General features: G+C 45.9%; 9 protein-coding genes. 7 read left to right on the top strand and 2 right to left on the bottom strand.

The features are described from left to right. The first annotated feature begins 1 nt into the window (after position 1). From glmM to I1A59_RS02435, 5 genes are all read left to right on the top strand, one after another. Positions 2–1,357, top strand: coding sequence for a phosphoglucosamine mutase (gene glmM / locus I1A59_RS02455; protein ID WP_196091234.1), 1,356 nt, complete (start codon positions 2–4; stop codon positions 1,355–1,357). A 258-nt stretch (positions 1,358–1,615) separates the two neighbouring features. Then, the gene (locus I1A59_RS02450) at positions 1,616–1,744 is read left to right on the top strand and encodes a DUF4044 domain-containing protein (protein ID WP_196091233.1); all 129 of its coding nucleotides are present in this window, start codon (positions 1,616–1,618) and stop codon (positions 1,742–1,744) included. A gap of 66 nt (positions 1,745–1,810) precedes the next feature. Next, a complete protein-coding gene (gene obgE / locus I1A59_RS02445; protein ID WP_196091232.1) occupies positions 1,811–3,124 on the top strand; it encodes a GTPase ObgE in 1,314 nt (437 codons plus the stop codon). Between the two features lie 9 nt (positions 3,125–3,133). Then, positions 3,134–3,283, top strand: a complete 150-nt coding sequence (locus I1A59_RS02440; protein ID WP_196091231.1) for a hypothetical protein — start codon at positions 3,134–3,136, stop codon at positions 3,281–3,283. A 160-nt stretch (positions 3,284–3,443) separates the two neighbouring features. After that, complete coding sequence (locus tag I1A59_RS02435; RefSeq protein ID WP_196091230.1) at positions 3,444–5,525, top strand: SH3 domain-containing protein; 2,082 nt, start codon at positions 3,444–3,446, stop codon at positions 5,523–5,525. Between the two features lie 244 nt (positions 5,526–5,769). Here I1A59_RS02435 and I1A59_RS02430 read toward each other — a convergent pair whose 3' ends face one another. Both I1A59_RS02430 and I1A59_RS02425 read right to left on the bottom strand, forming a co-directional pair. Next, a complete protein-coding gene (locus tag I1A59_RS02430) occupies positions 5,770–6,513 on the bottom strand; it encodes an amino acid ABC transporter ATP-binding protein (protein WP_196091229.1) in 744 nt (247 codons plus the stop codon). Beyond that, the gene (locus tag I1A59_RS02425; protein ID WP_196091228.1) at positions 6,510–8,696 is read right to left on the bottom strand and encodes an ABC transporter substrate-binding protein/permease; all 2,187 of its coding nucleotides are present in this window, start codon (positions 8,694–8,696) and stop codon (positions 6,510–6,512) included. Before I1A59_RS02425 ends, I1A59_RS02430 begins: the two co-directional genes overlap by 4 nt. A gap of 146 nt (positions 8,697–8,842) precedes the next feature. Here I1A59_RS02425 and uvrB point away from each other — a divergent pair, with 146 nt between their 5' ends. Continuing rightward, the gene (uvrB, locus tag I1A59_RS02420) at positions 8,843–10,831 is read left to right on the top strand and encodes an excinuclease ABC subunit UvrB (RefSeq protein ID WP_196091227.1); all 1,989 of its coding nucleotides are present in this window, start codon (positions 8,843–8,845) and stop codon (positions 10,829–10,831) included. Between the two features lie 104 nt (positions 10,832–10,935). Beyond that, positions 10,936–12,588, top strand: coding sequence for a DNA polymerase III subunit gamma/tau (gene dnaX / locus I1A59_RS02415; protein ID WP_196091226.1), 1,653 nt, complete (start codon positions 10,936–10,938; stop codon positions 12,586–12,588). Positions 12,589–12,941: the final 353 nt, after the last annotated feature.

Genomic DNA, 12,941 nt, shown 5'->3' with positions numbered 1-12,941 from the left:
CATGGGAAAATACTTTGGAACAGATGGTGTTCGTGGAGAAGCCAATATTGAACTAACGCCTGAATTAGCCTTTCGCTTAGGCCGCTTTGGTGGTTATGTTTTGAGCCAGCATGAAGAAGCGACCCCTCGTGTCTTTGTGGGACGGGATACTCGCATCTCTGGTGAAATGTTAGAGAATGCTTTAATTGCAGGGCTTCTCTCAGTTGGCATCCAGGTTTATAAACTCGGTGTGATTGCTACACCTGGGATTGCCTATTTGGTTCGGACAGAGAAGGCAAGTGCCGGAGTTATGATTTCTGCTAGCCACAACCCTGCCCAAGACAACGGAATTAAATTCTTTGGGGGCGATGGCTTTAAGTTGGATGATGAACGAGAATTGGAAATCGAGGCTCTCTTGGATGCTCCAGAAGATAAACTTCCACGGCCAAGTGCCCAAGGTTTGGGACATGTGATGGATTACCCAGAAGGTCTCCGGAAATACCAAGAGTTTCTCGTTTCCACAGGTACTCAATTGGAGGGTCTGCATGTAGCCTTGGATACAGCTAATGGAGCTGCTTCTACTAGTGCTCGTCAAGTCTTTGCAGATCTTGGAGCCCAACTAAGTGTGATCGGCGAAAAACCAGATGGTCTGAATATCAATGACCAAATTGGTTCTACCCATCCTGAAAAACTGCAAGAACTGGTTGTGGAAAAAGGAGCCGATCTTGGTCTGGCCTTTGATGGTGACTCCGATCGTTTGATTGCCGTTGATGAAAAAGGTCAAATTGTGGATGGTGATAAAATCATGTTTATCCTTGGTCAAGCTCTAGCTCAAGAAGGCAAGTTGGCTAAGAATAACATTGTGACCACTGTTATGTCTAATCTTGGATTCCACAAGGCTCTTGAAGCCCATGGAATTGACAAGGCTGTGACCGCTGTAGGGGACCGCTATGTCGTTGAAGAAATGCGCCGCTCCGGCTTTAACCTTGGTGGGGAGCAATCAGGGCATGTCATTTTGATGGACTATAACACGACAGGTGATGGCCAATTGACAGGGGTACAATTAACTAAGATTCTCAAAGAATCCGGTAAGACCTTGTCCGAATTAGCTGAACAAGTAACCATCTATCCACAAAAACTAGTGAACATTCGTGTGGATAACAAAATGAAAGATCAGGCTATGGAAGTTCCAGCTATTGCGGCCATTGTTGCGAAGATGGAAGAGGAAATGGCTGGCAATGGTCGTATCTTGGTTCGCCCAAGTGGAACAGAGCCACTTCTTCGGGTTATGGCAGAAGCGCCAACGGATGCAGAGGTTGACTATTACGTGGATACCATTGCAGCGGTTGTGCAAGAGGAAATTGGTATAGAAGCCTAGTTTCTCCTTGTTTTGCTAGGGGAAGCGTGATAGAATGAAACTAATAATACTCATTAAATTTTAAATTTTGACGTTGTCAAGCCTCCTTGATGAACTGATTGATTGCGTACTTTGCATGCTTTATCAATAATGTTCAACAGGTCTCCCAGCCCTGTTGAACAACCTTCATCGGCTTTCCTAGTCATTTCTTTGAAATTTTTCGAGTATTCTGATTTTGAAGATAGATAAGCAAGTATTTAAGTAGAAGAAGGAGTTATCATGGCGTTTGGTGACACAGGGAAACGGAAAAAATCTGCCTTTGAAAAATTAACCATGTTGGTTGTGATTATTATGGTTCTCGTAACAGTTGGAGCTATTTTCATGACGGCTATCTCTGCAATTATCTAGGAGTCAAAGACCGTGGAAGCCTAGGGGCAACCGTGGTCTTTTTTACCATGTAGGAGGAATTGGAAGATGAGTATGTTTTTAGATACTGCCAAAATTAAGGTGAAGGCAGGAAAAGGTGGCGATGGCATGGTAGCCTTCCGTCGCGAAAAATATGTCCCTAATGGAGGTCCTTGGGGCGGCGATGGAGGTCGCGGTGGCGATGTTATCTTTAAAGTAGATGAGGGTCTGCGGACCTTGATGGACTTCCGCTACAATCGTCATTTCAAAGCCCAAGCGGGTGAGAAAGGGATGAACAAAGGGATGCACGGTCGTGGAGCCGAGGACTTGTATGTTGCAGTACCTCCAGGGACAACTGTGCGAGACTTGGAATCTGGAAAGGTTTTGGCGGATTTGATTGAACAAGACCAAGTGTTCATCGTGGCGAAAGGTGGTCGCGGTGGTCGAGGGAATATCCGTTTTGCGACCCCTCGGAATCCAGCTCCAGAAATTTCTGAGAACGGGGAGCCTGGCCAAGAGCGAGAGTTATTGCTGGAATTGAAAATTTTGGCAGATGTCGGTTTGGTCGGTTTTCCATCAGTAGGAAAATCCACCTTGCTCTCAGTCATTACTGCTGCCAAACCTAAGATTGGTGCCTATCACTTTACGACCATTGTTCCAAATCTAGGGATGGTTCAGACCCCAAGTGGGGATTCTTATGCAGTAGCGGATCTTCCTGGATTGATTGAAGGGGCTAGTCAAGGAGTTGGGCTTGGAACCCAGTTCCTGCGTCACATTGAGCGGACGCGCGTGATTTGGCATGTCATTGATATGAGTGCGAGCGAAGGACGAGACCCTTACGAAGACTATTTGGCTATCAACAAGGAGTTGGAGTCTTACAATCTTCGTCTGATGGAACGGCCTCAGATTATTGTAGCCAATAAGATGGATATGCCAGACAGTGAGGAAAACCTTAGAACCTTTAAGAAAAAATTGGCAACCAACTATGATGAATTCGATGAGTTACCAATGATTTTCCCCATTTCCGGAATTAGTAAAAAAGGATTAGGTCCACTATTGGATGCCAGTGCAGATCTCTTGGCTAAAACTCCAGAGTTTCTTCTATATGATAGTAATGACATGTATCAAGAAGAAGCTTATTATGGATTTGACCAAGAAGAAGCGGCCTTTGAAATTTCGCGGGATGATGATGCTACATGGGTCTTGTCTGGAGCCAAGTTAGAAAAACTCTTTACCATGACTAACTTTGATCGAGACGAAGCGGTTATGAAGTTTGCTCGTCAATTGCGTGGTATGGGTGTTGATGAGGCCCTTCGCGAACGCGGGGCCCGCGATGGTGACTTGGTCCGCATCGGGAATTTTGAGTTCGAGTTTGTGGACTAGGAGGTTCTTGTGGGAGATAAGCCGATATCTTTTAAGGATGCTGATGGGAACTTTGTTTCAGCGGCAGATGTCTGGAACGAAGAGAAGTTGGAAGCCCTTTTTAATACGCTGAATCCCAATCGGAAACTTCGATTGGAGCGACAAGAGAAGGATGAATAATCATTTTGAGACCCGAAAGGGTCTTTTTTTTTGAAAAAATATTTCAAAAAACACATAAATAGGTGACAAAATTGTAAAACTTTGTTACAATTAACATACAAGGTAACAAAAATGTAATATTTGTTACAAAAAAGATTCCTTGAGATCAAGCGGGAGGTTAATGATGAAAGCCAAAGATTTGTGGAACCCAGTTCAACGTTATTCTATTCGTAAATACAGTGTCGGTGTTGCTTCGATTGCGATTGGGACTGTGCTTTTAGGAGCGGGTTCTACAGTCGCGGCTGACCAAGTTTCTGTGGAAGCACCTCTCGCTGTCACTCAGCAAGAGGTAGAGGGGGAACAAACTCAATCTCCAGTAGATGCGGTCTATGCTGCACCAGCTCAGCTTCAACCTCGTGCTATGCTTTTGACTGCGGACCAGGTGCAGGAATTTCCTGAACAGCCTGCTCAAGACTTGGCTCCAACTGGTTCCTATACCTTTGCGGAAACTGTTGGGGTAAAGAATGAATTGTCCGCTAAAGCTGAGATAGAATTTTACTTCCAAGCGGGAGATCAGGTTCGCTATGACCAGTTGCATAACCAAGAAGGCTATCAATGGTTGTCCTATAAATCCTATAGTGGACAACGGCGCTATGCTCCGATTGGTGTTCTCAATGCAGCACCTGTTGCTCCTCAAGTAGAAGAAAAACCAGAAGTAGAGGCAACTGCACCTTTAGCTGCTTCTGGTACTTATAAATTCGATGGCCGCTACGGCATCAAAAAAGAAGCACGAGTAGCCAGCCCGGATGTTGCCTACTACGACAAAGGTAGCTCTGTAGACTACGACAAGGTCTTAGAAGCAGATGGCCACCGTTGGCTCAGCTACCTCAGCTACAGCGGCAACCGCCATTACATTGCGATTGAAAAGCTGGTGGCAGCACCAAAAGTAGAAGCTAAACCTCAAGCGAAGCCAGAAACCAAGCCAGAAGTACCAAGCACATCTGCAGTGGGTATCCCCTCTTCTGGAACTTTCCGTTTTGATGGCCGCTATGGCATCAAAAAAGAAGCGCGAATAGCCAGCCCGGATGTTGCCTACTACGACAAAGGTGGCTCAGTAAACTATGACAAGGTCTTAGAAGCCGATGGCCACCGTTGGCTCAGCTACCTCAGCTATAGCGGCAACCGCTATTACATCGCGATTGAAAAGCTGGTGGCAGCACCAAAAGTAGAAGCTAAACCTCAAGCGAAGCCAGAAACCAAGCCAGAAGTACCAAGCACATCTGCAGTGGGTATCCCCTCTTCTGGAACTTTCCGTTTTGATGGCCGCTATGGCATCAAAAAAGAAGCGCGAATAGCCAGTCCGGATATTGCCTACTACGACAAAGGTGGCTCAGTAAACTATGACAAGGTCTTAGAAGCCGATGGCCACCGTTGGCTCAGCTACCTCAGCTATAGCGGCAACCGCTATTACATAGCGATTGAAAAGCTGGCGGCAGCACCAAAGGCTGAAGTCAAACCAGAAACCAAACCAGAAGAACCAAACACATCTGCAGTGGGTATCCCCTCTTCTGGAACTTTCCGTTTTGATGGTCGCTTTGGTATCAAAAAAGAAGCACGAGTAGCAAGTCCTGATGTTGCCTACTACGACAAAGGTAGCTCTGTAAACTACGACAAGGTCTTAGAAGCCGATGGCCACCGTTGGCTCAGCTACCTCAGCTATAGCGGCAACCGCTATTACATCGCGATTGAAAAGCTGGCGGCAGCACCAAAGGCTGAAGTCAAACCAGAAATCAAACCAGAAGAACCAAACACATCTCCAGTGGGTATCCCCTCTTCTGGAACTTTCCGTTTTGATGGCCGCTATGGTATCAAAAAAGAAGCACGAGTAGCCAGCCCGGATGTTGCCTACTACGACAAAGGTGGCTCAGTAAACTATGACAAGGTCTTAGAAGCAGATGGCCACCGTTGGCTCAGCTACCTCAGCTATAGCGGCAACCGCTATTACATCGCGATTGAAAAGCTGGCGGCAGCACCAAAGGCTGAAGTCAAACCAACCCTGCATCAAGGTCTTCCATCAGCCGGTACTTATACCTTTGGAGCAGAAGCATTGGTTAAAAATCAAGCTCAAATGTCTGCCCCAGCTGTAGCTCTTTATGAAAAAGGGATGTCTGTGAACTATGACAAGATTGTTCAAGCTGAGGGCCGCAATTGGCTCAGCTACATCTCAGGCTCAGGCATTCGTCGCTATGTAGCCCTTCCTTAGTAAAAATTTGATATCCCAAAACCCCCATGGAATTACCGATTCCATGGGGGTTTTGGGATTAATATACTTTGAAAATCAATCTTAAACTCATTGCATTTCAAAATCTGAATGTGTTAATCTTCTTCGCCGAACTATAGTTCAGCCTTCATCAGATTGATGGCAAGCGATGCTTGCTTCATTACCTATAAATTTTAATCCAATTCCTGGATTAAAATTCGTTTCAGATTTCGAACTGTTTCGAGTATTAAACGTTCAAGACTTTATCAAGGAAGTCTTTCAAACGTGGGTGTTGTGGGTTATCGAAGATTTCGTCTGGTCGTCCATCTTCGAGGAATTCACCGTCAGCGGTGAAGATAACCCGGTTGGCAACTTGGCGGGCAAATCCCATCTCGTGGGTAACAATGATCATGGTCATTCCTTGCTCAGCCAAGTCTTTCATAACATTCAAGACATCTCCGACCATTTCTGGGTCAAGAGCGGAGGTTGGTTCGTCAAAGAGCATGATTTCTGGTTTCATAGCCAAACCACGCGCAATGGCCACCCGTTGCTTCTGTCCTCCTGACAGGCTGTCAGGCATGGCATCCGCTTTTTCAGCTAGCCCGACTTTTTCCAAGAGTTCCATTCCCAAACTTTTGGCTTCTTCCAGTGACATACGTTTGTGTTCAACCGGCGCGAAGGTAATGTTTTCAAGAACGGTCATGTGTGGAAAGAGGTTGAAGTGCTGGAAGACCATTCCGATATCTTCCCGAACTTTGTCCACATCTGTTGTCGGAAGCGTGAGGTCTTGGCCATTTACAGTAATGTGCCCACTGGTTGCTTCCTCCAGCAGGTTGAGGCTGCGGAGGAAGGTTGACTTACCAGAACCAGAAGGGCCGATGATGCAGACTACATCTCCTTCATAGAATTGAGTGGTGATGCCTTTTAGAACCTCATTTTTTCCGTAGTACTTGTGAAGATCATTTACATCTATTTTCAATTGTTTACTCATTTACTGGTCCTCTTTTCTAGATGTTTCGCTAGGCGAGTGAGAGAAGTAATCAAGATGAGGTAAATCACAGCTAGGATTGCGTACATCCGGAAGCTTTGGTAGTTCCGTGCGATGATAATTTTACCTGTTTGGAAGAGCTCAACCAATCCGATTGCGGATACGATGGTTGTATCTTTTAGGGCAATAACAAACTGGTTGATGAAGTTTGGAAGCATAATCTTAGCAGCTTGGGGAAGAATGATCTTCCGCATAGTCTTGCTGTAAGAGATACCCAAACTGCGGCTGGCTTCCATCTGACCGGCGGGAACGGCTTGAATACCACCCCGTACAATCTCGGCGATATAAGCACCAGAGTTCAGTGACAAAGCAATCACACCGGCTACAAAGTCATTGATGGGTGACTGTTGACCCGTCATGCTTTCAATCAAGTTGGGGATACCCCAGAAAATGAATGCAGCAAGGATCATCAATGGAATTCCGCGAATCACATCGACAAAAATTGTAGCGGCAGTGCGCAAAGCAGGAACTGGGCTAACACTAAACATTCCGAAGATGATACCGATGACCATGGCAATGGCAAAGGAAATCAAAGTCAAGGAAATGGTAATCCATAGACCGTTTAGCAATTGCTTGTAGTTGTTTTGGAGCAAGCCCCAGATAGTTGTTTCGTCAACCGTAGAAGATTGATTGCTGCTTGCAGTTGACTCACCTAGGTATTTATCGAGGAGTTTTTCATATTCCCCATTTGCTTTCAAGTTGGCCAAACCATTGTTGAACATCTCGATCAATTCAGGGTTGGTTCCTTTTTTAACGGCGAAGCCGTATTGACCCACTGGGATTCCAGCGATTGGAGTAGCCAAGTCTTGGCCTTGGTTGATAGCATATTTGATGATGGGTTCATCATCCATGATGGCATCTACGGAGCCAGCATTTAAACTATCGTACATAGATGCAGCTTCTGAGAAGACTTTAATGTCGTAGCCGTACTTATCTTTGTTTTCGGTCAAGAAGTCGTGAGAAGCGGTACCGTTTTTCACCCCAACGGTTTTTCCTTTGAGGTCTTCATAGGAAGCGATGTCGCTGTTTTTCTTAACTCCAATAATGGCATTGGCAATGTAGTAAGGGTCGGAGAAGTCAAAAGTCTTCTTCCGTTCATCCGTAATGGACATTCCAGCTTCGATTCCGTCTGCTTGTCCTGCTTGAACTGCGTTTACCGCTGCATCAAATCCAGGGTTGGTGACAGAAATAGTGAAGCCTTGATCTTTAGCGATTGCTTGAATCAACTCCATATCGATTCCAGTGTACTCGTTGGAATCATTTTGGAAAACAAATGGTGCGAAGGAAGAGTCGCTGACAATCTTGTATTCGCTCTTGACCGGAGTTGCAGTTTGGCCGGCAGGTGTAGAGGTTTCAGGGATATTGGCAGCTACAGAGTTGCTTGAACCACCAGTCCATGTGTTGATGATTTGTTCTAGGCTACCATCTTCTTTCATTTCAGCTAGCGCTTCATTGAATTCCTCAACAAGGTATTCCTTATCGCTGCCTTTTTTAACACCGAAGGCAAAGCTTCCAACGGGTTCTCCGTCCATTAGAATTTCCAAGTTTTGACCTTGGTCGATGGCGTATTGGAGAACAGGTTTGTCATCCATGATGGCGTCAACAGCACCAGCCTGGAGGCTGTTGTTCATCAAATCTCCAGTGTCGAAGGTTTTGATTTCGTAGCCATACTTGTCTTTGTTGTCTTCAAGGAAGCGTTGAGCGGCGGTACCGTTTTTGACTCCAACGGTTTTGCCTTTGAGCTGGTTATAGTCTGAAATTCCTTTTCCCTTTAGGGTTGCGATAACCACCTTGGTATCGTAATAGGTGTCAGACATGGTGAACACTTTTTTACGTTCTTCGGTTGCGGTCATCCCTGCCATGATGGCATCGGCTTGGCCGGCTTGAACCGCATTAACAGCCGCATCGAAGCCAGGATAACTTTGTTCGTAGTTCCATCCTTTTTTCTCTGCGACTGCCTTGATGATATCGACGTCGATTCCTTTATAGACTTGATCTGAATCTTTAAATTCAAATGGTGCATAAGCGGTATCTGATACAATCTTAATGGTATCAGCTGCCTGCACGCCGCTTGTTACAAATAGTGGAAACAGAAGTAACAAGAGACTTAGAAGTTTTTTCTTCATTTCGGCATCTCCTTTTAGAATATTTTCAAATTATACCAAAAAGGACCAGAGGATGCAAATCGAGTGGGTTTTATGTCAGAACTTCTGACATATCAAAGTCAAGATTTCCCTGCCAAAAGATGGTAAAATAGGAGATGAGGTGTACTATGATTGAAAGAATAGAAGATAATCAATTTAAGCTGGTATCTAAGTACCAACCGTCTGGGGATCAACCCCAGGCGATAGAAGATCTTGTTGACAACATTGAAGGTGGAGAGAAGGCCCAAATCCTAATGGGAGCCACTGGTACGGGGAAAACCTACACCATGAGTCAGGTAATTGCCAAGGTTAATAAACCGACTCTGGTGATCGCCCACAATAAAACCTTGGCCGGTCAGCTTTATGGGGAGTTCAAGGAATTCTTCCCAGAGAATGCAGTCGAGTACTTTGTTTCTTACTATGATTACTACCAACCTGAAGCCTATGTGCCATCCAGCGATACTTATATCGAGAAAGATAGCTCCGTCAATGATGAGATCGACAAGCTTCGCCACTCAGCCACTTCGGCTCTACTGGAGCGGAACGATGTCATTGTCGTAGCTTCTGTTTCCTGTATCTATGGTTTGGGTTCCCCAAAAGAATATGCGGACAAGGTTGTCAGTTTACGGCCAGGTCAACTCATTTCACGAGACCAACTTCTCAATGATTTGGTAGAGATTCAGTTTGAACGCAATGACATTGATTTCCAACGGGGCCGTTTCCGGGTTCGGGGAGACGTGGTTGAAGTTTTCCCTGCCAGTCGTGATGAACATGCCTTTCGTGTTGAATTTTTTGGCGATGAAATCGACCGGATTCGTGAAATTGAAGCTCTTACCGGTCAGGTTTTGGGGGAGGTTGATCATCTAGCCATTTATCCCGCGACTCACTTCGTGACCAACGACCAGCATTTGGAGATGGCTATCGCCAAGATTCAAGCAGAGTTAGAAGAGCAGCTAGCCCTATTTGAGAAGGAAGGGAAGCTTCTTGAAGCGCAGCGTTTGAAACAAAGAACGGATTATGACATTGAAATGTTGCGTGAAATGGGCTATACCAATGGGGTGGAGAACTATTCACGGCATATGGATGGTCGTTCGGAAGGGGAGCCGCCTTATACCCTCTTGGATTTCTTCCCAGAAGACTTCCTAATTATGATTGATGAGTCGCACATGACCATGGGGCAAATTAAGGGGATGTACAATGGGGACCGCTCACGCAAGGAGATGTTGGTGAACCATGGCTTCCGTCTGCCAAGTGCCCTTGATAACCGTCCGCTGCGGCGGGAAGAATTTGAGCAGCACGTTCATCAAATTGTCTATGTCTCTGCGACCCCGGGAGATTACGAGATGGAGGAGACCGAAACAATTGTCGAGCAAATCATTCGGCCAACGGGACTATTGGATCCAGAAGTTGAGGTGCGTCCAACTCATGGGCAAATGGAGGATCTCCTAGGAGAAATTCATGAACGCGTTGCTAAGAACGAACGGATCTTCATAACCACACTTACCAAGAAAATGGCGGAAGATTTGACGGACTACCTCAAGGAAATGGGAGTCAAAGTCAAGTATATGCACTCGGATATCAAGACTTTGGAACGGACGGAGATTATCCGCGACCTGCGATTGGGAGTGTTTGATGTTCTGATAGGAATCAACTTGCTTCGGGAAGGGATTGACGTTCCGGAGGTTAGCTTGGTGGCTATTTTGGATGCCGACAAAGAAGGGTTTCTTCGCAATGAACGGGGGCTTATCCAGACCATCGGTCGGGCTGCCCGTAATAGCGAGGGGCACGTGATTATGTATGCCGACACCGAAACGGAATCCATGAAAAAAGCCATGAAAGAAACCGCTCGCCGTCGGGCCATCCAGATGGAATACAATGAAAAACATGGCATTGTTCCACAAACCATCAAGAAAGAAATTCGCGATCTGATCAGTGTCACCAAGGCCGCTCTACCAGAGCAAGAGGAGACACCAGATTTCGAAAGCATGAACAAAAAAGAACGCAAAGAAGCGATCAAGAAATTGGAAGAACAGATGCAGGAAGCAGCTGGTATTCTTGATTTCGAGTTGGCGGCACAAATTCGCGATATGATTCTGGAAATCAAGGCTCTGGATTAAGCCGAGTGAAATCTAAGTGTGATAAAACTAGGGATTGTCAATTTTTGAAGATTAGCAGTATCTGAGCTTATTAAATAGGAAGAAAAAAGAAAAGGAGGAAGCCGGTGTACCAAGCCCTCTATCGTAAATATCGTAGCCAGACTTTCTCAGAAATGGTGGGACAACCTGTTGTCTCTCAAAGTTTACGGCAGGCAGTGGCAACAGGGAAAATCAGCCATGCCTATCTGTTTTCAGGTCCCAGAGGAACGGGGAAAACCTCTGCTGCCAAGATTTTTGCCAAGGCCATGAATTGTCCCAATCAAACCGATGGGGAACCCTGTAACCATTGTGACATGTGTCAGGCGATTACCCGGGGCAGCTTAGAGGATGTCATTGAAATTGACGCGGCCAGTAATAACGGGGTAGATGAGATTCGGGATATTCGAGACAAGTCTACCTATGCGGCTAGTCTAGCTCAATATAAGGTTTACATTATTGATGAGGTCCACATGCTGTCGACCGGAGCTTTTAATGCTCTCCTCAAGACCTTGGAAGAGCCCAGTCCTGGCTTGGTCTTTATCCTTGCGACGACAGAATTGCATAAAATCCCAGCGACTATCCTCTCTCGGGTTCAGCGTTTTGAATTCAAGGCCATCAAAGAAGCTGATATCGTGGGACACCTTGATTGGATTCTCGATCAAGAAGGTATTGGCGCCGAGCAAGGAGCCCTTAGCCTCATTGCGCGCCGAGCTGAGGGAGGAATGCGGGATGCCCTTTCATTATTGGATCAAGCCTTGAGTCTTCTGGATGGTTCGGTCTTGAGTTTAGACTTGGTTGAAGAAGTCACGGGCTCCGTCAGTCTCCGGGCTCTGGATTCTTATGTAGCAGCTCTCCGCCTCCAAAATCTGGAAGAGGCTATGGATCATTTGCATACCATCCTTGATAGTGGGAAGCAGCCAGCTCGCTTCCTCGATGACCTCTTAGCGTATCTACGCGACCTTCTTTTAAGTCAATCAGGCCTTAGCTTTGCGGATCGCTCTCCCCTGTTTTTGGACAATCAAGAGTTGGAGCGCCCCCGCCTTTTGGATATGCTGGGGACCCTTCTCCAGGCCAACCAGACCTTGCGTCAGCTGAGCCAAGCTCGCTTAGCCCTGGAGATGATCACCGTTCAGTTGATTGACGGTCCAGCGGAAGAAAAGGAAGCCGGTCCCCAAGTGGCCCGGCTCCAAGCAGAGCTCGTGACCCTAAAAGAAGAAGTGATCCAGCTCAAAAGGATGGGAATCAGTCAATCTCAACCAGCAAAGGTTCCTCAAAGCGCGGCCCGCCCAGAAGCCAAGGTGAAAATTGATAAAACTCGCTTCACGAAAATTCTGGAAGAGGCTGTCGAAAATCCAGTTTTGGCTCGTGCCAACCTGACCAAATTGCAAGAGGCCTGGGGAGAAATCATCGAACGTCTATCAGGGGCTGACAAGGCCTTGTTAGAAGGTTCACAGCCTGTGGCAGCCAATGAACATCATGCCATCCTGGCCTTTGAATCAGCCTTTAATGCTGAACAGACCATGAAACGGGATAATCTCAATGTGACCTTCGGCAATATTCTCAGTCAGGCTGCTGGTTTCTCACCAGAAATTCTAGCGATTTCAATGGAAGATTGGCAGCAACTCCGGCAGGATTTTGCAGCGAAGAACCGCCAACAAAAGCAAGAAGAGAAGGAAGAATCTCCAATTCCGGAACAATTTTCATTTCTAGCGTCACAAGTTGTGATTAAAGATGATTAATACTCGAAATAGTTCGAAATCTGAAATGAATATTAGACTTCCTGCAAAACAGTGACGGAACTTGAGATTCATCGAAGTTATCACTTGAAAAAAGACTGAGTCGCAAGATATTTCAGTGTGGTTATGCGATATTTCCTGCTATGAAATTGGATCAAATACATTAGTTCCGCAAGAAGTCTATGAATCCAGGAATTGGATTCATATTTATAGGGAATAAAGCAAACATCGCTTGCCTTCAATCCGATGAAGATCGTCCAACAGGTCTGGGAGACCTGTTGAATCTTATCAATATAGTCTTTTAGTTTACTTTTAGTACAAGGCAGCGAGTCGTAGACAGTACTGAAGTACGGCAA

Source organism: Streptococcus sp. NLN76, assembly GCF_015686645.1.
In the GTDB taxonomy this organism is placed as follows: Bacteria; Bacillota; Bacilli; order Lactobacillales; family Streptococcaceae; genus Streptococcus.
The sequence above is the reverse complement of the archived record's forward strand: the minus strand, read 5'-3'. Positions and strand labels throughout refer to the sequence as shown.

Excerpts from the sequence above, each read along its gene's own strand:
- glmM (WP_196091234.1), top strand. The coding sequence starts at position 2 with ATGGGAAAATACTTTGGAACAGATGGTGTTCGTGGAGAAGCCAATATT.
- I1A59_RS02450 (WP_196091233.1), top strand. The coding sequence starts at position 1,616 with ATGGCGTTTGGTGACACAGGGAAACGGAAAAAATCTGCCTTTGAAAAA.
- obgE (WP_196091232.1), top strand. The coding sequence starts at position 1,811 with ATGAGTATGTTTTTAGATACTGCCAAAATTAAGGTGAAGGCAGGAAAA.
- I1A59_RS02435 (WP_196091230.1), top strand. The coding sequence starts at position 3,444 with ATGATGAAAGCCAAAGATTTGTGGAACCCAGTTCAACGTTATTCTATT.
- I1A59_RS02430 (WP_196091229.1), bottom strand. The coding sequence starts at position 6,513 with ATGAGTAAACAATTGAAAATAGATGTAAATGATCTTCACAAGTACTAC.
- I1A59_RS02425 (WP_196091228.1), bottom strand. The coding sequence starts at position 8,696 with ATGAAGAAAAAACTTCTAAGTCTCTTGTTACTTCTGTTTCCACTATTT.
- uvrB (WP_196091227.1), top strand. The coding sequence starts at position 8,843 with ATGATTGAAAGAATAGAAGATAATCAATTTAAGCTGGTATCTAAGTAC.